This is a genomic window from Streptomyces sp. NPDC048436 (assembly GCF_043200355.1).
Taxonomy (GTDB): Bacteria; Actinomycetota; Actinomycetes; order Streptomycetales; family Streptomycetaceae; genus Streptomyces.
Genome location: NZ_JBICXP010000003.1, coordinates 91,290 through 112,648, shown reverse-complemented (window position 1 = coordinate 112,648; position 21,359 = coordinate 91,290). Strand labels below are relative to the sequence as shown.

General features: G+C 72.3%; 23 protein-coding genes. 17 read left to right on the top strand and 6 right to left on the bottom strand.

What is annotated here, in order from left to right; all coding sequences use genetic code 11:
* Positions 1 to 86: 86 nt before the first annotated feature.
* Positions 87 to 629 carry a chloramphenicol phosphotransferase CPT gene (cpt, locus tag ACGFX9_RS11490; protein ID WP_393468600.1) on the top strand — a complete coding sequence of 181 codons (543 nt, stop codon included), beginning with the start codon at positions 87 to 89 and terminating at the stop codon, positions 627 to 629.
* Positions 630 to 647: 18 nt separating this feature from the next.
* Here the strand turns inward: cpt and ACGFX9_RS11485 are convergent, their stop codons facing one another.
* From ACGFX9_RS11485 to ACGFX9_RS11475, 3 genes are all read right to left on the bottom strand, one after another.
* Positions 648 to 1,250, bottom strand: a complete 603-nt coding sequence (locus tag ACGFX9_RS11485; RefSeq protein ID WP_393468597.1) for a TetR/AcrR family transcriptional regulator — start codon at positions 1,248 to 1,250, stop codon at positions 648 to 650.
* A 73-nt stretch (positions 1,251 to 1,323) separates the two neighbouring features.
* Positions 1,324 to 2,517 carry a Cmx/CmrA family chloramphenicol efflux MFS transporter gene (locus tag ACGFX9_RS11480; RefSeq protein WP_393468594.1) on the bottom strand — a complete coding sequence of 398 codons (1,194 nt, stop codon included), beginning with the start codon at positions 2,515 to 2,517 and terminating at the stop codon, positions 1,324 to 1,326.
* A gap of 155 nt (positions 2,518 to 2,672) precedes the next feature.
* Positions 2,673 to 3,458: a GntR family transcriptional regulator gene (locus tag ACGFX9_RS11475; protein ID WP_393468591.1), complete on the bottom strand. Its 786-nt coding sequence runs from the start codon at positions 3,456 to 3,458 to the stop codon at positions 2,673 to 2,675.
* Positions 3,459 to 3,593: 135 nt separating this feature from the next.
* Between ACGFX9_RS11475 and ACGFX9_RS11470 the strand changes: the two genes are divergently transcribed.
* From ACGFX9_RS11470 to ACGFX9_RS11445, 6 genes are all read left to right on the top strand, one after another.
* A complete protein-coding gene (locus tag ACGFX9_RS11470; protein WP_393468589.1) occupies positions 3,594 to 5,018 on the top strand; it encodes an MFS transporter in 1,425 nt (474 codons plus the stop codon).
* Positions 5,019 to 5,089: 71 nt separating this feature from the next.
* Entirely contained in the window at positions 5,090 to 6,187 is a 1,098-nt protein-coding gene (locus ACGFX9_RS11465) for an NAD(P)-dependent alcohol dehydrogenase (protein WP_393468585.1), read from the top strand.
* Complete coding sequence (locus tag ACGFX9_RS11460; protein ID WP_393468581.1) at positions 6,180 to 7,724, top strand: mannitol dehydrogenase family protein; 1,545 nt, start codon at positions 6,180 to 6,182, stop codon at positions 7,722 to 7,724. Before ACGFX9_RS11465 ends, ACGFX9_RS11460 begins: the two co-directional genes overlap by 8 nt.
* Before the next feature lie 50 nt (positions 7,725 to 7,774).
* Complete coding sequence (gene manD / locus ACGFX9_RS11455) at positions 7,775 to 8,992, top strand: D-mannonate dehydratase ManD (RefSeq protein WP_393468578.1); 1,218 nt, start codon at positions 7,775 to 7,777, stop codon at positions 8,990 to 8,992.
* 117 nt (positions 8,993 to 9,109) lie between these two features.
* The gene (locus ACGFX9_RS11450; protein WP_393468574.1) at positions 9,110 to 9,985 is read left to right on the top strand and encodes a polysaccharide deacetylase family protein; all 876 of its coding nucleotides are present in this window, start codon (positions 9,110 to 9,112) and stop codon (positions 9,983 to 9,985) included.
* A 9-nt stretch (positions 9,986 to 9,994) separates the two neighbouring features.
* Positions 9,995 to 10,171: a hypothetical protein gene (locus tag ACGFX9_RS11445; protein WP_393470553.1), complete on the top strand. Its 177-nt coding sequence runs from the start codon at positions 9,995 to 9,997 to the stop codon at positions 10,169 to 10,171.
* Positions 10,172 to 10,199: 28 nt separating this feature from the next.
* Here ACGFX9_RS11445 and ACGFX9_RS11440 read toward each other — a convergent pair whose 3' ends face one another.
* Both ACGFX9_RS11440 and ACGFX9_RS11435 read right to left on the bottom strand, forming a co-directional pair.
* The gene (locus ACGFX9_RS11440; RefSeq protein WP_393468571.1) at positions 10,200 to 10,868 is read right to left on the bottom strand and encodes an ABC transporter; all 669 of its coding nucleotides are present in this window, start codon (positions 10,866 to 10,868) and stop codon (positions 10,200 to 10,202) included.
* A complete protein-coding gene (locus ACGFX9_RS11435; protein ID WP_393468568.1) occupies positions 10,865 to 11,824 on the bottom strand; it encodes an ATP-binding cassette domain-containing protein in 960 nt (319 codons plus the stop codon). Before ACGFX9_RS11435 ends, ACGFX9_RS11440 begins: the two co-directional genes overlap by 4 nt.
* A 194-nt stretch (positions 11,825 to 12,018) precedes the next feature.
* Here ACGFX9_RS11435 and ACGFX9_RS11430 point away from each other — a divergent pair, with 194 nt between their 5' ends.
* The 10 genes from ACGFX9_RS11430 to ACGFX9_RS11385 all read left to right on the top strand — a co-directional run bounded on the left by ACGFX9_RS11430 (position 12,019) and on the right by ACGFX9_RS11385 (position 20,737).
* Entirely contained in the window at positions 12,019 to 12,693 is a 675-nt protein-coding gene (locus ACGFX9_RS11430) for an aminoacyl-tRNA hydrolase (RefSeq protein WP_393470380.1), read from the top strand.
* A 10-nt stretch (positions 12,694 to 12,703) separates the two neighbouring features.
* Positions 12,704 to 13,369 carry a TetR/AcrR family transcriptional regulator gene (locus ACGFX9_RS11425; RefSeq protein WP_393468565.1) on the top strand — a complete coding sequence of 222 codons (666 nt, stop codon included), beginning with the start codon at positions 12,704 to 12,706 and terminating at the stop codon, positions 13,367 to 13,369.
* A 76-nt stretch (positions 13,370 to 13,445) separates the two neighbouring features.
* Complete coding sequence (locus tag ACGFX9_RS11420) at positions 13,446 to 13,883, top strand: hypothetical protein (protein WP_393468563.1); 438 nt, start codon at positions 13,446 to 13,448, stop codon at positions 13,881 to 13,883.
* Between the two features lie 7 nt (positions 13,884 to 13,890).
* Positions 13,891 to 14,475: a TIGR03086 family metal-binding protein gene (locus ACGFX9_RS11415; RefSeq protein WP_393468561.1), complete on the top strand. Its 585-nt coding sequence runs from the start codon at positions 13,891 to 13,893 to the stop codon at positions 14,473 to 14,475.
* Between the two features lie 122 nt (positions 14,476 to 14,597).
* Positions 14,598 to 15,365, top strand: a complete 768-nt coding sequence (locus ACGFX9_RS11410) for a DUF4142 domain-containing protein (RefSeq protein ID WP_393468558.1) — start codon at positions 14,598 to 14,600, stop codon at positions 15,363 to 15,365.
* 126 nt (positions 15,366 to 15,491) lie between these two features.
* Positions 15,492 to 16,784 (top strand): DUF692 domain-containing protein, encoded by a 1,293-nt coding sequence (locus tag ACGFX9_RS11405; RefSeq protein WP_393468555.1) that lies wholly within the window; start codon positions 15,492 to 15,494, stop codon positions 16,782 to 16,784.
* Between the two features lie 12 nt (positions 16,785 to 16,796).
* Positions 16,797 to 17,330, top strand: coding sequence for a TIGR04222 domain-containing membrane protein (locus ACGFX9_RS11400; protein ID WP_393468552.1), 534 nt, complete (start codon positions 16,797 to 16,799; stop codon positions 17,328 to 17,330).
* 55 nt (positions 17,331 to 17,385) lie between these two features.
* On the top strand, positions 17,386 to 18,204 hold the full coding sequence (locus ACGFX9_RS11395) for a DUF4142 domain-containing protein (RefSeq protein WP_393468550.1): 819 nt from the start codon (positions 17,386 to 17,388) through the stop codon (positions 18,202 to 18,204).
* Positions 18,205 to 18,244: 40 nt separating this feature from the next.
* Complete coding sequence (locus ACGFX9_RS11390) at positions 18,245 to 19,021, top strand: TIGR04222 domain-containing membrane protein (protein ID WP_393468548.1); 777 nt, start codon at positions 18,245 to 18,247, stop codon at positions 19,019 to 19,021.
* Between the two features lie 96 nt (positions 19,022 to 19,117).
* Positions 19,118 to 20,737, top strand: a complete 1,620-nt coding sequence (locus tag ACGFX9_RS11385) for an alpha/beta hydrolase (RefSeq protein ID WP_393468546.1) — start codon at positions 19,118 to 19,120, stop codon at positions 20,735 to 20,737.
* A 4-nt stretch (positions 20,738 to 20,741) separates the two neighbouring features.
* Here the strand turns inward: ACGFX9_RS11385 and ACGFX9_RS11380 are convergent, their stop codons facing one another.
* Positions 20,742 to 21,116 (bottom strand): RNHCP domain-containing protein, encoded by a 375-nt coding sequence (locus ACGFX9_RS11380; RefSeq protein ID WP_363309969.1) that lies wholly within the window; start codon positions 21,114 to 21,116, stop codon positions 20,742 to 20,744.
* Between the last annotated feature and the right edge of the window lie 243 nt (positions 21,117 to 21,359).

Genomic DNA, 21,359 nt, shown 5'->3' with positions numbered 1-21,359 from the left:
ATACTTCGCGTGAACAGGCGATCGATTTCCGCTCCCCGCGATAATTCGTTTGGCCTACGGCGGGCCCAGGGATCTACTGTCACGCCGTGACGACTCAAGTGATCGTGCTCAACGGCGGTTCCAGCTCGGGAAAGTCCGGCATCGCCCGGTGCCTGCAGCAGGTGCTGCCGGACCCCTGGCTGTCCCTCAGCGTGGACACGTTCGTCGACGCGCTGCCCAGGGCCCTGAAGTCCTCGGACGCGGGGATCGACTTCGGCACCGACGGCGAGGTGGTCGTGGGCCCTGAGTTCCGGGAGCTGGAGGCGGCCTGGATCGAGGGCGTCGCCGCGATGGCCCGTGCGGGTGCCCGGATCGTCGTCGACGAGGTGTTCCTCGGCGGGGCGGCGTCCCAGGAGCGCTGGCGGAAGGCGCTGACGGGCCTCGGGGTGCTGTGGGTCGGGGTCAGGTGCGAGGGCGCGGTGGCCGCCGGGCGTGAGATCGCGCGGGGCGACCGGGTGCCGGGGATGGCGGCGGCGCAGGCGGACCTCGTGCACCAGGGCGTGCGCTACGACGTGGAGGTGGACTCGACGCGGGTGGAGTCCATCGAGTGCGCGCGGACCATCGCCACGCGGGTCGCGGATCCCCGCTGAAGCCCGGCCGGCCGCCGGTCAGAGACCTGCGAGCGTGCTCTCCACCGTGTCGAGCAGCGCCTGGCGGTCGTCCTGTACGCGGGCCAGGACGCGGAGGCCGTAGTAAGTACTCTGCACACGGCGGGCGATGGTCCGCGCGTGCGCGTTCGCGTCCGCCTCCACGTCCGCGGTGGAGGGCAGCTCGCCCGTGCGGATTCCGGTCGCCACGACCGCCCGCAGCTCCTCCTCCACCCGGTCGAAGTTGAGCCGCACCGCTTCCCTGACCTCCGGGTCGAGCCCGCCGATCTCGACGGCCGCGTTGATCGCGAAGCAGCCGCGTCCGTCCGTCTCGTCGAGGTCGGCGTCAAGGGCGTGGATCATCATGTCCCGCAGCCGCTCCTTGGCCGTGCCCTCGCCGCGCAGGATCTCGATCTGCTCTGCGGTGCTCGTCTCGTAGTAGCGCCGCAGAGCCCGCAGATAGAGCTGACGCTTGCCGCCGAAGGTGTTGTAGAGGCTGGAGGGGCCGAGTCCGGTGCTGTCGCACAGCGCGCGCGTCGATGTGCCCTCGTAACCGTGCCGCCAGAACGTCTGCATCGCCGCGGTGACGACGCGCTCCTCGTCGAACTCTCTTGGCCTGGCCATGTCCCCACAGTACGGGTTTTGGAACATGCGTACAAAACATGGCGGCGACACTTCCGACGCCGGGTTCGCGCCCTCATCCGGACACCGGCATACGTTCCCGTGGCGCCGTCACGGCCTCCCGCTCCGCCCGCTGGAGCCGCGCCGCCCAGAGCACGGCGGCGGCCCCGGCAGTGGCGAGCGCGGCGCCGACCCAGGCCACGGACGCGTAGCCGAGTCCGGCGTCGATGGTCATGCCGCCCAGGAGCGGGGCCACGGTGTTGCCGACGTTGAACGCGGCCGTGTTGGTGGCGCCGACCAGCGTCGGGGCGCCCGGGGCGAGGGTGAACACACGTGACTGGAGGGCCGGATTGGTGACGTACCCGGCCAGGCCCAGCAGGAAGACAAGACCGATCACGACGACCGCCGAGCGAGCGGTCAGCGCGAGCAGCGCGGAGAAGACGGCGAGCGCGCCGAGCCCGAGGCCGAGCGTCCGCAGGGGGTTCGCCTCGGCCGTGCGTCCGCCGATGAACAGGCCCAGCATCCCGCCGACGCCGAACAGCGCGAGCACGGCGGGCACCCATCCATCGGACACTCCGCTCACCTCGGTCAGCAGCGGCGCGAGGTAGCTGAAGGTCACGATGACCGCGCCGAAGGTGAAGGCCGTGACGGCGTACGAGAGCCAGAGCTGGGGTCGCGCCATGCCGCGCAGCTCCTCCTTGACCGACGCATGGCCGGATGCGGCACGGACGCCGGGGACGACGAGCAGCGTGCACACGAGGCTCACCGCGGTGGCCGCCGCCACCGCCCAGAACGCGGCGCGCCAGCTGGAGTACTGGCTCAGGACCGTGCCCGCAGGTACGCCGACCACCGTGGCCAGGGTCAGCCCGCCCGCCACGACGGCGACCGCACGCCCCTTGGCCGCCGCCGGCACGAGCGCGACCGCGGTGGCCACGGCCACGCCCCAGTACCCCGCGTACGCCAGGGCGCTGACCACGCGCGTGACGAACAGGGCCCCGTAGCCGGGCGCGAGGGCGCCGATGACGTGGGCGACGACGAAGGCCGCCTGGAGGGAGACGAGCGCGGTCCGGCGCGGCCAGCTCAGGGTGGCCACCGCGAGCAGCGGCGCCCCGACGACCATGCCGATCGCGAAGGCCGAGATCAGCAGCCCGGCGTCCGGGATCGAGACTCCCAGGTCGGCGGCCATGCCCGGCAGGAGGCCGGAGAGCATGAACTCCGAGGTTCCTTGGGTGAAGATGCCGAGCCCGACTATGTACACCGCAGGCGGCATGGGGTTCCTCCTGATCGCCGTCCGAGCGTCCGAGCATGTAACCGCCCCGTTATGGAGCAGTCGCTCTAGAACTTACGGGCAGGACGCTAACACGTTCTGGAGCGGATGCTCCAAAATTGGCGCCCAAGAAACCAGGGGCTACGACTGTCCCTGGGTCAGCCCTGGCCGCGCACTCCCGGATGCACCCGCCGCCGCACCGGCGCCGAGTCGTCGCCGTCCGTCGCGAACAGGCCGGGGTGTCGCGCCCTGATCGTGCCGATGTCGTCGAAGACGCCCTGGAGATGGCCGCGCAGCGCCCCCACGGCCGCCGCGTCCTCCCGCACCTCCAGCGCGTCGACCACCGCCGCGTGCTCCTCGATGAGCGTCTCCACCCGATGCGGCAGCGGCAGGCTGAGGCGGCGTGCGCGGTCGAGGTGGGCCTTGGCGGTGGTGACGGTGCGCCAGAGCGTACGGTGCCCGCTGGCCTCCATCAGACGGCGGTGGAACGCCTCGTCCAGGCCGAAGAACGTGTCCGTGTCGCCCGCAGCGCAGGCCTCGCGCTGGAGGTCGAGGATGGCCCGCAGGTCAGCGATGTCCTGTGCTTCGGACCGCTTGACCGCCTCGCGCAGGGCGGCCAACTCGATCGCCTCGCGCACGAACTGAGCCTCCATCACCGCCGGGACGCTGATGCGGGAGACGAACGTGCCCAGCTTCGGGAAGACGTCGACCAGCGCCTCCTCACCGAGCAGGATCAGCGCCTCGCGCACCGGAGTACGGCTCACCTGGAGCTCGTTGGCCAGCTCGTTCTCCGACAGCGGGCTGCCCGGGGGGAGTTCGAGCGACGTGATCTGACCGCGCAGGATCCCGTGCACGCGCGAGCGGACCGATTCACGGGCGGGCGCGGGGGCGCTTTCGCGGGCGGGGGAAGCGGCACTGGGGGTCTGTGACGGTCGGCGGTCCATGGGGCCAGCTTCTCACCCGCACTCGGAAATCACTACCATACAAGCCTTGTATGGTAGCTCCGCCGCAGGTAGAAAGGGTGCTGCTCCGGGAGCCGCCCGAGCCGCCCCTGCCCGTCCCTCGTACAAAGGAGTCCGATGACGACGAAGCCGGCCACTGAGGGCCTCCAGCAGAAAGCCGCAGCAGAGGTGGCTCCCGCGCAAGGGAGCGCCGACACCGGACCGCCCCGGCCGCGCGGCCGGGGGCACAACGTCCGGTGGGGCATCGTGGCGCTCTGCTTCGGCGGCCTCGCGGTCAACTACCTGGACCGCTCGACGCTGAGCGTGGCGCTGCCCGCCATGTCCAAGGACCTGCACATCGGCCCGGAGATCCAGGGCTTCGTCCTCAGCGCCTTCTTCATCACGTACGCGATATGCCAGTTGCCCGCGGGCGCCGCCCTGGACAAGTTCGGCGTCAAGCGGGTCTTCGCGATCGGGGCGATCTGGTGGTCCATCGCCACCATCGCCATGGGACTCGTACGCGGAGTCGGCACCCTGGTCGGCGCGCGCATGCTGCTCGGGGCCGGTGAGGCCGCCGGGTATCCGGCGCCCGCCAAGGCCGTGTCCCGCTGGTTCCCGCGGCGCGAGCGCACCCTGGCCAACAGCGTCTGGGACAACGGCGCGCGCGTCGGCACCGCCATCGCGCTGCCCCTGGTCACCGCGATCGTCTCGGCCTTCCACTGGCGGGCCGCGTTCATCGTCTGCGGTCTGCTCGGCTTCGTCTGGATCGCCGCCTGGCTGCGCTGGTACCACGAGCCGGAGGACCACCCGAAGGTGACGGCCGCGGAACGGGAGTACATCGAGGGCGGCGGCGCCCGCTTCGAGCCACAGAAGAAGACGGGGGACACGGCGCAAGACACGACGGGGGACACGCGGACCGAGGCCTCGGAGGACACCAAGACGCTGCGCTGGCGAGACCTGTTCCGCTATCGCACGGTCTGGGGCATGATGCTCGGCTTCTTCTGCCTCAACTACGTCATCTACTTCTTCATCACCTGGTTCCCCAGCTACCTCGTCGACGAGCGCGGCTTCGACCTCCTGAGCCTCGGCTTCTTCGGCACCATCCCGGGCCTGGTCGCCATCCTCGGCAGCCTGGCCGGCGGCTGGACGGCCGACCGGCTGCTCCGCAAGGGCTGGTCCACCACCAAGGTCCGCAAGACGTGCCTGATCAGCGGCACGCTCTGCTCCTCGGTGATCGCCCTGGCGGTCGTCGTGCCGACCGCGGCAGGTGCGCTCGCCCTCCTCTCGGTCAGCTACGCCTCGCTGACGTTCGCCACGGCGAGCGTCGCCTCACTGCCCGCCGACGTGGCGCCGACGCCGGGCCACGTGGCATCCCTGGCCGGGATCCAGAACTTCGCGTCGAACGTGGCCGGGGCGCTCGGGCCGATCGTCACGGGCTTCCTGCTCGCCGCGTCCGGAGGCTCCTACCTGGTCCCGCTCCTCGTATCCGGCGCGCTCTCCGTGGTCGGCGCGCTGACCTACGCGTTCGTGATCCAGCGGGTGGAGCCGCTGCCGATCCGCTGACGCGCGGACGGACCCTGACAGTTGCGCCGAAAGACCGGAAGACCGGAAGACCAAGAGAAACGGATGCCCTCGTGACCGAGGAGACGAAGACCCACCGCGCCGCGGTCCTGCACGGGCCGAAGGACCTGCGCGTCGAGGAGAGGCCGGTGCCCGTGCCGGGTCCTGGCGAGGTCCTCGTGCGGGTCGCCGCAGTCGGCCTGTGCGGTTCCGACCTGCACTACTACGCGTACGGCGAGAACGGGCCCAACGTGCTACGCGCGCCGACCGTCCTCGGCCACGAACCGAGCGGCACGGTCCTCGCGCGGGGCCCCGGCGCCGACGCGCACCCGGTCGGCACCCCGGTCGCCGTCGAACCCGCCCACCCCTGCGGCCGATGCGCGCTGTGCCGCGAGGGCCGCTACAACCTCTGCCCGCGCGGCACGTGCTTCGGCTCGCCGCCCACCGACGGCGCCCTGGCCGAGTATCTCGTCGTCCCGGAGGACTTCGTCCACCCGCTGCCCGCCTCGATGGACGTACGCCATGGCGCGCTGATCGAGCCCCTGGCCGTCGCCGTGCACGCCGTGCGCAGGGCGGGGCTTGTGCCGGGCGACCGGGTGCTCGTGACCGGCGCCGGGCCGATCGGGCTGCTCGTCCTCCAGGTGGCGCTGGCCGCCGGGGCCGCGTCCGTGACGGTGTCCGACGTGGCCGAAGCGCGGCTGCGGCACGCCGCCGAACTGGGCGCCGCCGAGACGGTCGGCGCGGCGGAGCTGACCCCCGACCCGGCCAGGGCGAGCGCCCTCGCCGATCCGGACGGCTTCGACGTGGCGCTCGACTGCTCCGGCAACGGGGGCGCGCTCGTCGGCGCGATCCGCGCGCTGCGGCCCGGCGGCACGGCGGTCGTCGTCGGCAACCCCTCGGCCCCGGTGACCGAACTGCCGCTCGCCTGGATGCAGCGCCAGGAGATGTCGCTGGTCACCGCCTTCCGGTACGCGGGTGACTTCCCGGCGGCGATCGCGCTCGCGGGGGCGTGGCGTATCCGGCTCGAAACCCTGGTGACGGCGTCGTTCCCGCTGGGCGATGCGGACACGGCGCTGACGGCCGCGCTCACGGACCGGGGCCAGTTGAAGGTGCTGGTCGAGCCGGGCCTGACGGTGGCGGTCGCCGGACAGGAGGGGCCTGCCCGTGGCTGACCTTTCCGCGGCCGGTGCGGTCCCCGCCCTCCCCCGGCTCGCCCGCAGCCGCCTGCCCGTCCCCGGAGTCAGGCGCCCGCCGCTCGCTCCCGTTGCGGGCATCGTCCACCTGGGGCTGGGCAACTTCCACCGGGCCCACCAGGCCGTCTACACCGCAGAGGCGCTGCGGCACAGCGAAGGCCCCTGGGGAATCAGGGGTGTTGCCACCGGGCGTGGGCGCAGCTCGCACCCCGTGATCGACGGCATGGCCCAACAGGACGAGCTCTATACGGTTCTGACGCTGGGTCACGGCCAGCAGGTGGCCGCCCAGGTGCCGGGCGTCCACCACCCTGGGCTGCTCGCCGCCCAGCAGGCGCCCGAGGTGGTCGCGGCCATCGGCTCCGACGCCACCCGCATCGTCTCGCTGACCGTCACGGAGAAGGGCTACTCCCTTGCCCCGGACGGCCGTTCACTCGATCTCGACGACCCGGCGGTCCGCTCCGACCTCACGGGGAGCGGCGACCCGGTGACGGCGCTCGGTCTCCTCGTACGCGGCCTGCAGCTCCGGCTGCGCTCCCACGCCCTGCCGGTCACCCTGCTCACCTGCGACAACCTGATGGACAACGGCGGGCATCTGCGCGCGCTCCTGGACGAGTTCATCGGAGCCCTGCCCGGCCCCGAACGCGACGACCTCCAGGCGTACTTCGCCGCGTCGGTGTCCACGCCGAGCACCATGGTGGACCGCATCGTGCCCGCCACCACGGACGAGCACCGCGCGCTGGTGGCCCGCTGCTTCGGCGTACGCGACACCGTGCCGGTGGCCGCCGAGCCGTACCGCCTGTGGGTCCTTGAGGACGACTTTCGCGCGTCGCGCCCCGCGTGGGAGGAGGCGGGGGCCGTCTTCACCACGGATGTGGCGCCGTACGAACTGATGAAGCTGCGCCTCCTCAACGGCGCCCACTCGCTGCTCGCCTACTTCGGCCTGCTGCGCGGCCTGCCCCGGATGGACCAGGCGGTGAGCGACGACCTGACCGGCGCGGCCGTACGCGCCGCGATGACCGACGAGATCCTGCCGACGCTGACCCTGCCGGATGACGTCAACGGCCCTTCGTACGTCGATGAGTTGCTGGGCCGGTTCGCCAATCCGGCGCTCGGTCACCATACGGCGCAGGTCGGCTCCGACGGCTCCCTGAAGATTCCGGTGCGCTGGGCCGGCGCCATCGGGGAGAACCTCCGCGCCGGGCGGGTCCCGCCGGTTCTCGCGCTCGGTGTCGCGGCCTACATCCGGGTCGTCACCGGCGGACCCGACGCCTATGACGAGGCGGCGCTCGGCACCGTACTCGATCCGGCGACGGCACGGCTGCGCGCGCTCGCGGCGGGAGCGGGCGGTCCGGCGAAGGCGGCGCGGGTACTGGTCGAGTCGGGCGGCATCCTGCCCGAACAGGCCGCGGCCGACGCCGAGTTCACCGCGCTGGTGGCCGAGTACGCCACCGCGCTGGCGACGCCGTACGGGATCGACGCGGCGCTGAGCGAAGCGCTCCGAGCCGTCCGCCGCTAGCCCCTGCCTCCCTCCATCCAAAATAACTCCGCACGAAAGGAAGTCCAGGCATGGCCGCCACCATCGTCGCCGCCGAGGTCTTCGTCACCAGCCCCGGCCGCAACTACGTCACCCTCAAGGTCACCACGTCCGACGGCGTGACCGGTATCGGCGACGCCACCCTCAACGGCCGTGAGCTCGCGGTCGCCTCGTATCTGAGCGACCACGTCTGCCCCACCCTCATCGGACAGGACGCGGACCGCATCGAGCAGATCTGGCAGTACCTCTACAAAGGCGCGTACTGGCGGCGCGGCCCCGTCACGATGACCGCGATCGCCGCCGTCGACGTCGCGCTGTGGGACATCAAGGGCAAGGTCGCGGGCCTGCCCGTCTACCAGTTGCTCGGCGGCGCGGCACGGGACGGTGTGACGGTCTACGGACACGCGAGCGGCAACACCGTCCCTCAACTCCTCGATGATGTACGGAAGTTCCTCGACCGCGGCTTTCGCGCGGTGCGTGCCCAGGCGGCGGTGCCCGGCCTTGAGCGGGTCTACGGCATGCGCAAGGGCGACGGCGTCACGTACGAGCCGGCGGACGGCGCGCTGCCCACCGAGGAGGTCTGGGACACCGGTGCCTATCTGGACTTCGTCCCCACCTACATGGCCGCGGTCCGCGAGAAGTTCGGCTACGGATTCCAGCTCCTGCACGACGCGCACCACCGGCTGACGCCCATCGAGGCGGGGCGCCTCGGCAAGTCCCTTGAGCCGTACCGGATGTTCTGGATCGAGGACCCCACCCCGGCCGAGGACCAGGAGGCCTTCCGCCTCATCCGGCAGCACACCACGACGCCGCTGGCCGTCGGCGAGATCTTCAACTCGATCTGGGACTGCCAGTATCTGATCACCAACCGGCTGATCGACTACATCCGTACGTCGGTCTCACACGCGGGCGGCATCAGCCATCTGCGCAAGATCTTCGCGCTTGCGGAGCTGTACGGGGTGCGCACCGGCTCGCACGGCGCGGGCGACCTCTCCCCCGCGTCCTTCGCCGCCGCGCTCCACGTCGACCTGTCCGTGCCCAACTTCGGGATGCAGGAGTACATGGAGCACATGCCGGGATACGAGGAGGTCTTCACGACGTCCTGGCGCTTCGAGGACGGCTTGATGCACCCGGGGGACGAGCCCGGCATCGGCGTCGAGTTCGACGAGGAGGCCGCGGCGCGCTTCCCCTACGAGCGCAAGTACCTGCCGGTGAACCGGCTGCGGGACGGGGGCGTGCACGACTGGTGAGGGGGTGCGGCGGGGCGAGGGCCGGGCGGGGGGCCGGGCGGGCGGTGATTCGGCCGTCCGGGGCAGTGCGGCTCAGCGTTCGGCATTTCATCCTATTTCTACCGATATGTTCGCCGGATGATCCCTCTGGCACGCAGACTGACCACCACCTGCGCCCTCGCCGCATGCACCCTCGCCGCGCTCACCACGCTCACCGCCTGCGGTGACGACCCCGCGCCGGGCGCCCGCGAGCACGCCGCCCGGCTCACGGCGAGTACCCCGCCCCGCCCGCCGACCCTCGCCCCAGGCCCCGCCGGCCTCACCCCCGTCTTCAAGAACGCCCCCCGCACCCCGGCCTCCGCCGCCCCCTCCGTCGCCCTCACCTTCGACGCGGACATGACCGCCGATCAGGGTCCCCGGGCGGCGTCGGGTGAGCGGTTCGACAATCCGGCGCTGGTGGCGACCCTGCGCCGCCTGAAGGTGCCCGCGACGTTCTTCATGACGGGGCGGTGGGCCGAGGAGTACCCGGCGCAGGCCAAGGACATCGGCCGGGATCCGCTCTTCGAGGTCGCCAACCACTCGTACAGCCACTACGCCTTCACCGACCACTGCTACGGCCTGCCCACCGTCCCCGCCGACCGCATGCGTGCCGACATGGAGCGCGCCTTCACCGCCTTCCGCAAGGCGGGCGTCGAGCACCCGGTGCCCTACTTCCGCTTCCCCGGCGGCTGCTACGACAAGCGGGCGCTGCGGGCCCTGGCTCCGGGCGGCGTCACCGCCGTGCAGTGGGACGTGGTCAGCGGCGACGCCTTCGCGACCGACGCCGGCGCGGTGGCCCGGCAGGTGCTCGAAGGGGTACGCCCCGGTTCGGTCGTCGTCATGCACTGCACCCGCAGCGCGGCGCCCACGACGGAACGGGCGCTGCGGAGAATCGTCCCGAAGCTGCGCGAGCGCGGCTTCCGGTTCGTGCGGGTGTCGGAGCAGATCAGGAAGGCGGCCCCCGTCCGCGGCTAGGCTGGCCGTATGGACGACACAGATGGCATGAAGGGCGCGGGCGGTGCGGGCAGCGCCGCTCAGGGCCCGTTCGCCGAGTGCGTGCTGTGCCAAAAGCCCACCGAGTACCCGGAGTCGCACAAGGGCGTGACCCTGTGCCCCGTGTGCGAGTGGCACGAGGCTCAGCGCACCGCCTGCTCGGGCTGAGCACCACCCGGGCCCCGTCCCGGAGACCTCACCCCCGCCGCGAAGCCAGCCCGCAGGCCGCCCCCACCGCCGCCACCGCGAGCAACGCCGCCCCCGCGACCGGCAGCAGCAGCACCGGAACCGCCCCGTCCCTCGACCCCGTGACGAGGCCGGTCAGGGCCGCCTTCGCGGGGGAGCCCGTGGTCACCAGGGCGAGCAGCGAGGCCAGCAGCATCGCCGGGATCGCCCGGCCGGGCGAGCGCAGCAGCGGCCGGCTGGTGGCGGCGCCGATGGCCGTGCCCAGGAGCGCGCTCACCAGCATGGCCAGCAGCCCCGCACCGCCCGCGGCGATCCGGTTCACCGCCGTCCGGTGATCGGTGCTCGCCGGGTCGCTGATCACCGCCACGGCGAGGGTCGCCACGGCGCCGAACGCGGCCGACGCGAGGAACGCGGAGAGCAGGCAGGCCAGCTGCGCCCGCCAGGGCCCGGTCGCCGCGGCGGCGCAACTGCGGGCGGCAGGCGGCTCGTTGGTCACGCAGATCCGCACCATCCAGGCGGCGACGGGCAGCAGTGCGGCGGCGGCGTACGCGAGGGAGTCAAGGACGGGCTGCCCGCTCTGTACGCCGACGGCGAGGAACGCGGCGTACAGGATGACGGGAGCGAGCCAGCGCTGGGAGCGCAGCAGGAGGGCGGACTGATAGTGCAGCAGGGCGTTCACCGGTCCCGCACCTCGCCGGCGGTGGGCCGGGCGGCGGGCACGGCGGAGATTTCGGCGGATTCGGGCTCCGGGACGGGCCCCGAGCCGGGCGGCCCCGACACCGACACCACATGCCACGGCGGACGCGCCATCAGCAGCTCGCGCAACGCGGCGTCCGAGTGCGTCGCCGCCACCGTCAGGCGCAGCACCCCGTCCGGCGCGGAGTGCCCGGTGACGATGCCCGGCACAGGTGGCGGCGCCGCTCCCGGCGGACCTTGCACCTCGATCATGACCGAAGGTGCTTCACGGGAAGCCATGGCTTCCCGTGAATTGCCTTCCCCCGTAAGGGTGTTCACCGCCGAACCCACCACCGCGTACGTCACATCCACCGCCCCCGCGAGCCTGCGCGGGTCATGGTCCACGAACACCACGGCGCCTCCCTCCACGACCCGCTCGGCGACAGCCCGGTCGAGTTCGTCGCGGGCTGCCGCGTCCAGGCCCGTCCACGCCTCGTCGAGGACCAGGAGCTCGGGTCCCGCGAGGAACGCCTGCGCCACGGCGACCTTCTGACTGCTGCCTTTGGACAGTTCCGACAGCGGCGTACGCGCGTAACTCCCGGCCCCGAAGCGCTCGAGCCACTCCTCCGCGGCCCGTGCGGCCGTGGCTTTGGCCAGGCCGTGGATGCGGCCCAGGTGCGTGAGGTAGCCGACGGCGGTGAACGGCAGCGCCGCCGGGAAGCGTTCGGGGACGTACGCCGTGCGCGGCCGTCCGGTGACGCGGCCCTCCGTAGGGGCGTCGATCCCGGCGAGCAACCGCAGCAGGGTCGATTTGCCGGTGCCGTTCGCGCCCTCGATCCGCGCCAGCGTGCCCGCGCGTAGGCCGAGCCCGACGTCACGCAGCACCCACGGGCCGCCCCTGCCGTAGCGCCGCCCCACCCCGTCGAGCCGCAGTACGGGCTCCGCAAGATCGCTGTCCATGCGGCCATCCTCGCGCAGGGGCCCGGGAGCGGAGACAAGAGGCAAAGCCTCCGGCCGGCCCGATCTTCCGCCCGGCGGGCTGGCAGACTGGGCGGGTGAGCAGCGAGCAGAACGCCGGGAACCCCGAGCCGCAGTACAGCCAGGACCCGCAGGTCACCCAGGACACCCAAGACGCCCAGGACAGCCCCTTCCGGGTGGAGCCGACGCCACGCGACGAGGCGCCGCAGTTCGTGCTGCCGCTGGTCGCGCGCATCGAGCGCGCCGAGCCCCCGCACCGTACGGACGCCCTGGAGACCGCGGCCCGCGCGGTGCTCGTCATGCTCGCGGACGAGCGGTCCATCGGGGACGGCGAGTGGGCGCAGGCCATGCGGGACTGGCAGGACGCCCGGATCCGCAAGGTGGTGCGGCGCGCTCGCGGCGCCGAGTGGCGCAAGGCCTCGGCGCTGCCGGGGATCACGGTCACCGGCAAGGCCGCCGAGGTACGGGTCTTCCCGCCGGTGCCGCTGGACGGCTGGCCCAAGGAGCTGGCCAAGCTCCAGGTGTCGGGAACCGACCTTGACGACCCGGAGGAGCCGCTGCCCGCGGACCCGACCGCGCCCGTCCTGTGGATGAGTCCCGATGTCGACATGTCGGCGGGCAAGGCCATGGCACAGGCGGGGCACGGCGCCCAACTGGCATGGTGGGAGCTGTCGGACGAGGAGCGCACGGCTTGGCGGGACGCCGGTTTCCCGCTCTCCGTACGCACCCCGGACGCCGCGCTGTGGCGCGAACTCGTGGCGAGCGGCCTGCCGGTGGTGCGGGACGCGGGCTTCACGGAGATCGCACCCGGTTCCTGCACCGTGGTCGCCGATCACCCCGCCCTGCGCTGAGGAGGCCGAGATGGGCAGCAAGGCCGAAGCCTCGGCCGCCACCAAGCTCGACGGCCGTGTCCAACGCGGCAACCAGACCCGGCGTCTCGTCCTGCGCCGCACGGTCGACATCGCGTCGGTCGAGGGCCTGGACGCCCTGTCGGTCGGCCGTATCGCCACGGAGCTGAAGCTCAGCAAGAGCGGGGTCTTCGCGCTCTTCGGCTCCAAGGAAGAGCTGCAGCTGGCCACCATCCGCGCCGCCGGGCGCATCTTCCTGGACACGGTGGTGGAACCGGCCCGGAAGGCGCCCCCCGGCCTCGGCAGGGCGTGGCAGCTGTGCGCGTCCTGGCTCGACTACTCCCGGCAGCGGATCTTTCCCGGCGGCTGCTTCTTCTACGGGGTGATCGCCGAGTTCGACGCCCGCGAGGGAGCGGTGCACGACGCGCTGGCCCACGCCAACCGCGACTGGACCGGCCAGGTGGAGCGCTGCCTCGCCGAGGCCCTCGACACGGGCGAACTACGCCCGGACACCGATGTCCCCCAGCTCGCCTTCGAACTCATCGCCCTGATGGAGACGGCAAACGCGCACTCGGTGCTGCACGGCGAACCGGACACGTACCGCAGGGCGAGCACCGCCATCACGGCACGTCTGCGTGCGGCGGCGACGGATGCGTCACTGGTGCCTCAACTCCCCTGACCGCTGAGCGTGTTGCCTCTCACACAGTCACGCCAAACTAGTAGCACGACCGTTCGCTTACATTTATGCTCGACGCATGCCTTCATCGATCGTGCGTACGTCCTGGCAGGCGGGCCCCGAGACACACGCGCCAGGCCCCGTCCTGGTGAGCGTCACCGAGTTCACCGCCCACCGGCACACCCAGACCCTCCCGATCGCCCTGGCGGGGCTACGGCTGCGCCGGACCTGGCCACGGACGCCCGGCGCCCTCGGCATGTGGCTCTGGGCCGACGCGTGGCGCAAGCGCTCGGGGTCCGTGTCGATCTGGGCCGACGAGCGGTCACTGCACGCGTTCGTCGGGCGCCCCGACCACCTGCGCATCGTCCGCGCGCACCGGGACCGCGGCGCGATGCGCGCCACCACCTGGACGGCGGACCGGCTCGACACGGGCGCCGCCTGGGCCGCCGCGAGCGCACTCCTGACCAGCTCAACTCCCTGGCCTGACCGGGCCGTTCGCACCACGGAGGGAACGTGAAGACGTCATGACCGACTCCGACCTCACCGCACTCGACAGCACCGCCGTCCAGGAATCGCTGCGCCTGCTGCGCGTGGCCCGCGAGGCGGACTGGAACCGCCCTTCGACCTGCGCCGGCTGGACGCTGCGCGACCTGGTGGCGCACATGACCGCGCAGCACCACGGATTCGCGGCGGCGGCACGGGGCGCGGGCGCCGACCGTACGTACTGGATCGGGCCGGACCTCGGCCGCGATCCCTTCCGGATCTACGAGGAGTCGGTACGCCACGTGCTGGCCGCGTTCGCCGAAGAGGGCGTGACGGAGCGGGGTTTCACCCTTCCCGAGCTCGGCGGGACCTTCACCGGACGGCTCGCCGTCGGCTTCCATCTCCTCGACTACGCGGTGCACTCCTGGGACGTGGCGACGACCCTCGGCATCGGGCTCGACCTGCCACGGCCGGTCGTCGACGCCGCCCTGGAGGTCGCCCGCAGGGTGCCGAAGGATCCCGAACACCGAGGCCCGGGCGCCGCGTTCGCGCCGGTCCTGCCCACGCCGGAGGAGGCGTCCCCGCTGGACGAGATGCTGGCTCTGCTCGGCCGCTCTCCCCGGTAGGGCGTTGCACCTCTCGCCGGTAGGGCATTGCGTTGAACATCACGCACGCCTCTTCCGTACTTCCCGGTACCAGGAAGTAGCTTGCCCCCACGGCAGGTCGACGGGCAGAGAGGCACGGCACATTGCGGCGCATCAACGGCACGGCTCTGATCATCGCGGCACTCGTGGCCACACTGGGAGCGCTCGCGTTCCCCATGTGGTCCTACGCGGACCGTTCGGGCACGGGGCCCGCCAACCTGGCCGCCGGGTCCGTGGCCACCCAGTGGGGTCCGCTCTCGGCGGCCGACCGTGATCTGCTGGTGAAGGTGCGGCTCGCCGGGCTGTGGGAGATACCCGCAGGACAGCAGGCCGTCGAGCGGGCGCCCACCAAGGCGATCAAGGAGGCGGGTGACCATCTGATCGTCGGCCACACGGATCTCGACAAGCGGGTCCGTTCGGCCGCGGCGCAGCTCAACGTGGAGCTGCCGAACCAGCCGAACCCCCAACAGCAGGGCTGGCTGCAGGAGTTGACAGCGGCGAGCGGGCAGGAGTACCAGCAGAAGTTCGCGAACCTGCTGCGCGCCTCGCACGGCAAGGTGTTCGCGGTGATCGCGCAGGTGCGCGACAGCACCCGCAACTCGCTGATCCGGCAGCTGGCCACCGACTCCAACCAGACGGTCCTCGACCACATCACGATGCTGGAGGCGACCGGGCTCGTCGACTTCGACGACATCGCCAACGGCGGTGCCGCCACCGCGACGGCCAGCCCCAGCGGTCCTCCCCCGCCCTCCGGAGGCCCCGCCCCCCAGCCGCCGCCCGCCGGGCCGAGCGGCGATGTGTCCACCACGTCGCGGCCCTCGCCCCCGCCGCCAGGGGAGGTCAACACGGACAGGCCGGAACCTCAAATGTAGCTCTGAACGTCCCTCTCCAGGGGTTCGTCCGCGGCTGCCGGGGCCATGACTCCGGCACACGCTCACACGACACGGGCGTTCACAAGACACGGGCACGACGCGGGGTCTTGGCGGAGGAGGGGGAACATGAAGCACTTGGGGACCGGAATCGGATGGCGTCCGGAGATCGCGGACGCCGTGGAGCGGATGCCCGGCATCGACTGGGTGGAGGCGGTCGCGGAGAACCTGTGCCCCGGCCACCTCCCCGACTCGCTGCTTCGGCTGCGCGAGCGCGGTGTGACAGTGGTGCCGCACGGCGTCTCGCTCGGCCTCGGCGGCGCGGAGCGCCCCGACGAGACCCGGCTCGCCGCGCTCGGGGAGCGCGCCCTGGCCCTGGGCTCGCCGCTGGTCACCGAGCACATCGCGTTCGTACGCGCCGGTGGCCCGCTGACGGCTTCGCAGCCGCTGGAAGCGGGCCATCTGCTGCCGGTCCCGCGCACCCGCGACGCCCTCGACGTGCTGTGCGAGAACGTGCGCATCGCGCAGGACGCCCTGCCGGTGCCGCTCGCGGTGGAGAACATCGCGGCGCTGATCTCCTGGCCCGGTGAGGAGATGACCGAGGGGCAGTTCCTGTACGACCTCGTCGAGCGCACGGGCGTACGCCTGCTCATCGATGTCGCCAACCTCCACACGAACCACGTCAACCGCGGCGAGGACCCGGCCAAGGCCCTGGACGAGCTGCCGGTCGAGGCCATCGCGTACGTCCACGTGGCGGGCGGCTTCGAGCGGGACGGCGTCTGGCACGACAGCCACGCCCACCCCGTACCGGAGCCGGTCCTGGAGATCCTCTCCGACCTGGCCTCACGTGTGACCCCGCCGGGTGTCCTGCTCGAGCGCGACGAGGACTTCCCCGCGCCCGAGGAGCTCGAGCGGGAACTGGACGCGATACGCAAGCGGGTGACGGCCTCCGGCGAGCTGCCCGTGGCCCCGCCGGACACGCGCGTCGACTCGCTGCCCGCTCCCCCCGGCGCCCGCGAGCGCACCGCCCTCGCGCAGACCTCCCTGCTCTCCGCGCTCGTCGCCGGGACGCCCGCGCCAGAAGGCTTCGACCACGCGCGGCTGAAGGTGCAGAGCCGTGCGCTGACCGCCAAGCGGGCCGACGTGGTGGCGAAGGTGGCGCCCGAACTGCCGGAGATCATCGGCGCGACGTACCGCACCGACTTCTTCTCGTACGCCCAGTACCGGCCGATGACCGGCGGCTACCGCCACGACGCCCTTCGTTTCGCCGAGCATCTGCTGCTCGCCGGGGAGCCCGAGAACGCGGAGGCACGCGGCCGGCTGACCCAGTGGTGGCTCGAGCGGTCAGGACCCGCGCCGCTGGACGGGCGGCCGGTCACGCGGTGGCTGCGGGCGGCGCGGTTCGCGCTGCGACGAGGCTAGGGGGCGGCAGCCTTGGAGATCCTCTCCGTCTGTTTCGGCTTACTTGTCGTGGCCTCGACGGCCGGTCTCCTCGTCGGTGTCTCTCGCGTACGACGGGCCGCGCCTGCGCAGCCCGACGCCCAGCACGGAACCGTCTTCGACCCCCTGGAGGCCGCCTTCCTCGCCGGCGGCCCCGGCCGGGTCACCGACGCCGCGATCGCCGCCCTGCACGAGGACGGGCGCCTGGTGGTCGCGTTCCCCGGCGTCGTCGCGATCCGGTCGACGGAGGTACGCAACCCGGTGGAGGGCGCCGTGCTCCAGGCCCACGCCGCCGCGCCGAGCGGCGCCCTGCACTGGCTGCGCGTCGGCGTGATGCGCAGCCCCGCCGTACAGGCGATCGGCGACGCGCCTCCGGGGCGGGCACCATCGCGTGGTGCGGGGGTGGCGGTGGAGGCGGCTGCGGGGGTGGTGGAGGGGGCAGTTCCTAGCCCGCCGCCCCTGAGAACAGCGTCCGCCCGCATCCGATGCCCCTTACCCGTACGGCAGTTGACGTACTCCGGGCGGTAACCCGCAAGCACCTCCTCGCGGCGCACTAACGTGCGGTGGCGCAACAGGAGGCGTCATGCGATCCATCAACGGCACCGGCCTCATCGTGGCGGGACTCGTCGCGACCCTGGCAGCGCTGCTCTTTCCCGTCTGGTCGTACGAGGACAGGTCCGGCACCGCCCTGGACAGACTCGACGCGGAGACCGTGGCGACGGACTTCGGCCCGCTCTCCGCGCTCGACCGCGACTTCATCACCAAGGTGCGGCTCGCCGGCCTCTGGGAGCTCCCCGCCGGGCAGCAGGCCGAGGAGCGCGGCACGACCAAGGCCGTACAGACCGCGGGCGAACACCTCGTCGAGGGCCATACGTTCCTGGACGCGCGGGTGCGGGAGGTGGCGACGCGGCTCGATCTCGAACTGCCCAACCAGCCCAACCCCCAGCAGCGCCACTGGCTCGCCGAGCTGAGCGACGCGCACGGCACCCCGTACGACGAGAAGTTCGCCAACATCCTGCGCGCGGCCCACGGCAAGGTCTTCTCGGTGGTCGCCGAGGTCCGCGCGACCACCCGCAACTCGCTGGTGCGCAGACTCGCCGACGACGCGAACACGACGGTGCTCGACCACATCACGGTCCTCGAGGGCACCGGCCTGGTCGACTTCGACGATCTGGCGCGTGACGCGGCGAGCGCTGCTCCCGCCCCCGTCACCCGCTCCCCCGCGCCGCCGGGCCCGGTCGGTTCCCCCGGCCCCGCGACCCCGGTCTCCCCGTCGCCCTCCCCCACTTTCCCGCTGCCACCGCCCGCGTCCCGCCCCAAGCCGAAGCCCGAGAGATCAGAGAAGCCCGTCAAGCCTGACAAGTCCGGCAAGGCGCGTTCCCGCGTCCCGCATGCTGAATAAGCCGTAGCGCCGCCCCCACCCCCTCGCATACAACACCGGCATGTTCTGGCTGCCGCTCCTTCTCCTGGCCTGCGCCATCACGGGCCTGTCCTGCGCCCGGCTCTGCCTCTCCGCGTACCGCACCGCGTCGCACGGCGCGGCCCCGGGGCACCGCCATGAACTGACGCTCTACGAAGCCGCGTACCTCGCCGGCGGCCCCGCACGCGTCACCGACCTCACGCTTCTCTCCATGGCCCGCGCCCGGCGTCTGCTGCTCGCGCACACCGGCTGGGCGACGGTGGTCGACCCGGTGGGCGGCGACGCCATGGAGCGTTCCGTGCTCGGCGCGATAGGGCCGGCGGGACAGTCGCCGATAGGGCCGCTGCGCCGGGCGGCGGCCGGTACCGACGCCATGCGCGCGCTCGCCGACCGCCTCGTCACGGCGGGCCTCGCCCTGCCGGAAGGCACCTGGTCGGGGGTCGCGGGAGCGGTCAGGCAGGTGTGGGTGGCCGGGGCGGCGGTGGTCACCCTGGGGGCGACAGCGGTACTCATGCCCGTGCAGGAGCCGCCGGGAGAGGTGCCCGTCGCGCTCTGGTTCGCGCTGCCCCTCGTCCTGAACGCGAGCTGCCTCGCCATCACCCGCCTGGAGATCCACCCCTGCCCTCGCTGGGCATCGCCCGCGGGCCAGCACCTCCTGCGCGCGCTCCCGGCACGCGGCGGCTCCGATCTGACCACCGTCGCGGTTCGCGGCACCCGCGCACTCGCCGATCCGGAGCTGCGGGCGGCCTTCGCGCACCGGGATACGACGCACCGGGATGCGGCGCATCGGGGTCATTGAGCCGACACCGGCGGGGCGGTGCTTTACTTCGCCATTTACCGAACGAATCATCCCTTTTGTTCGATCATGTACGGCCGAATGAAGGGATGGAGAGCGATGAGAGCAGCAGCCGCCCTCTACGGAACCGCCGGATCGTTGGTCCTGACCGCACTCGTCGCCGCCCCCACGGGAAGCGCGTCCGCGGCAGGCACCACCCCCTACCCGGAGACGCGCGGCACGCTCGTCGCCGCCCAGCGCGCGGCCACGGCCGGCATCCGCTTCGGCGCCTGCCCGGCGGCGGAGGGCCTGCCCCCGTCCATCAGATGCGGCACGGTCTCGGTGCCGCTCGACTACGCGCACCCCGAAGGCAAGCAGATCAAGCTGACCGTCAGCCGCACCAAGGCCACGCAACGGGCCGAACCAAGACGCGGGAAGGCCGTCAAACGGCAGGGCGCCCTCGTGTTCAACCCCGGCGGTCCCGGCGGGTCCGGCATGTACTTCCCGATGGTCGGCGTGCTGCCCGAGTGGAAGCGCGTCGCGGCGGCGTACGACCTCGTCGGCTACGCCCCGCGCGGCGTCGGCCGCTCGGCCCCGATCTCCTGCCAGGACCCGAAGGAGTTCGCCAAGGCCCCCACCCAGTCGCCGGTCGAGCCCGACACCCGGTACAAGCTGGAGCGGATCGAGCAGGCGAAGGCGTACGCGGCGGGCTGCGCCAAGCGCACCGGAGATGCGCTGCGGCACTACACGAGCCTGAACAACGCCCGTGACCTGGACGTGCTGCGGGCGGCGCTCGGCGAGAAGAAGCTGACCTTCATGGGCGCTTCGTACGGCACCTACTTCGGCGCCGTGTACGCGTCCCTCTTCCCCTCGCACGTGCGCCGCATGGTGTTCGACTCGGCCGTCAACCCCGACCCGGCGCAGATCTGGTACGGCAACAACCTCGACCAGTCCGCGGCATTCGAACACCGCTGGGCGGACTTCCGCGCATGGGTCGCCAAGCACGACAAGACATACCACCTGGGCAAGACGCCCGAAGCGGTCATGAAGAGCTACGAGAAGGTGCGCGACAAGCTGGCGGCCAAGCCCGCGGGCGGCAAGGTCGGCCCCGGTCAGCTGCAGTCGGCGTATCTCCAGGCCGGGTACTACGACGACTACTGGCCGAGCCGTGCGTCGGCGCTCTCCGCGTATCTGAAGGGCAACCCGAAGCCGCTGATCGAACAGGCCGCGCCCGAGCCGAAGGCGGCCAAGGAGCAGGAGAACGGCAACGCGGTCTACACCGCGGTCGAGTGCAACGACGCGTCCTGGCCGAGGGACTTCAACACCTGGAACCGCGACAACTCGCGCCTCGCGCGCGTGGCGCCCTTCGAGACCTGGGACAACGCCTGGATGAACCTGCCGTGCGCCTATTGGCCCGCGCCTCAGCAGCAGCCGCTCGATGTCCGCACCGACGAGGGCGAGCTTGCCCCGACGCTGATCCTGGCCGCCGAGCGGGACGCGGCGACGCCGTACGCGGGCGCCCAGGAGCTGAACCGCAGGCTGCGGGGTTCGGTCCTGGTGACCGAGCGCGACGCGGGCACGCACGGCATCGGCGGCGGCCCCAACCTGTGCGTCAACGGCCACATGGAGGCGTACCTCCTGGAGGGCAAGCTCCCTGTGCGGCGCGCGGCGTGCGCACCGCACAAGGAGCCCGAGCCGCGGTCCGGCACACGGGCGGCGGCTCTGCCCAAGGTGCGTTAAACCCTCACAGCGCGCCGAGCCGCTCCAGCGGGAACGGCGGCTGGGCGAGCGGGCGCACCGCGAGCCGGGTCAGCGGCAGGGCGTTGTCGTCGCCCGCCGTGCGGTTGGCGTGCAGGACGCCGCAGTGGGTGCAGCGGTGGACGAGGACCCATTCGCCGTCTCCGCGTACGGAGATGGCGAGGGGTTCCATCCGGGCGCCGCACTCCGCGGCCCGGTCGCCCGGGGTGTCGTCGAGGTGACGGCTCCACAGGCAGTTGGGGCAGTGGTTGCGGTGGTCGGTACCGGGGGCGGTCATCGATACGTCGAGACCGCACTGCAGACAGCGGAAGGACTGGGCGCGCGCTTCAGTGCGGGCCCGCCGAGAGGTGTTGCGGGACATGGGGTGAGTGACTCCAGTGCGTCGCGGAATGGGCTGGCTTCGAGCTGATCCGCGGGGCCCTGGGCATACACGCACCATCTTTCTTTTCTCGGCTTCTCGGCTTCTCGGCTTTGACCTGTCGATGAAACGCGCACCGGGCGGGGGGGGCCCCCCCCCTCACCGGGGGCCCCCCCCCCCCGGGGGGGGGGCCACGGGGGGGTGCCCCCGCCCCCCCCCCGGGGCCGCCCCCGCATGCGGGGGCCC

Coding starts and splice junctions, on each gene's coding strand:
- ACGFX9_RS11485 (WP_393468597.1), bottom strand. CDS start 1,250: ATGGCCAGGCCAAGAGAGTTCGACGAGGAGCGCGTCGTCACCGCGGCG.
- ACGFX9_RS11480 (WP_393468594.1), bottom strand. CDS start 2,517: ATGCCGCCTGCGGTGTACATAGTCGGGCTCGGCATCTTCACCCAAGGA.
- ACGFX9_RS11475 (WP_393468591.1), bottom strand. CDS start 3,458: ATGGACCGCCGACCGTCACAGACCCCCAGTGCCGCTTCCCCCGCCCGC.
- ACGFX9_RS11470 (WP_393468589.1), top strand. CDS start 3,594: ATGACGACGAAGCCGGCCACTGAGGGCCTCCAGCAGAAAGCCGCAGCA.
- manD (WP_393468578.1), top strand. CDS start 7,775: ATGGCCGCCACCATCGTCGCCGCCGAGGTCTTCGTCACCAGCCCCGGC.
- ACGFX9_RS11450 (WP_393468574.1), top strand. CDS start 9,110: ATGATCCCTCTGGCACGCAGACTGACCACCACCTGCGCCCTCGCCGCA.
- ACGFX9_RS11445 (WP_393470553.1), top strand. CDS start 9,995: ATGGACGACACAGATGGCATGAAGGGCGCGGGCGGTGCGGGCAGCGCC.
- ACGFX9_RS11435 (WP_393468568.1), bottom strand. CDS start 11,824: ATGGACAGCGATCTTGCGGAGCCCGTACTGCGGCTCGACGGGGTGGGG.
- ACGFX9_RS11425 (WP_393468565.1), top strand. CDS start 12,704: ATGGGCAGCAAGGCCGAAGCCTCGGCCGCCACCAAGCTCGACGGCCGT.
- ACGFX9_RS11420 (WP_393468563.1), top strand. CDS start 13,446: ATGCCTTCATCGATCGTGCGTACGTCCTGGCAGGCGGGCCCCGAGACA.
- ACGFX9_RS11415 (WP_393468561.1), top strand. CDS start 13,891: ATGACCGACTCCGACCTCACCGCACTCGACAGCACCGCCGTCCAGGAA.
- ACGFX9_RS11405 (WP_393468555.1), top strand. CDS start 15,492: ATGAAGCACTTGGGGACCGGAATCGGATGGCGTCCGGAGATCGCGGAC.
- ACGFX9_RS11395 (WP_393468550.1), top strand. CDS start 17,386: ATGCGATCCATCAACGGCACCGGCCTCATCGTGGCGGGACTCGTCGCG.
- ACGFX9_RS11390 (WP_393468548.1), top strand. CDS start 18,245: ATGTTCTGGCTGCCGCTCCTTCTCCTGGCCTGCGCCATCACGGGCCTG.
- ACGFX9_RS11385 (WP_393468546.1), top strand. CDS start 19,118: ATGAGAGCAGCAGCCGCCCTCTACGGAACCGCCGGATCGTTGGTCCTG.
- ACGFX9_RS11380 (WP_363309969.1), bottom strand. CDS start 21,116: ATGTCCCGCAACACCTCTCGGCGGGCCCGCACTGAAGCGCGCGCCCAG.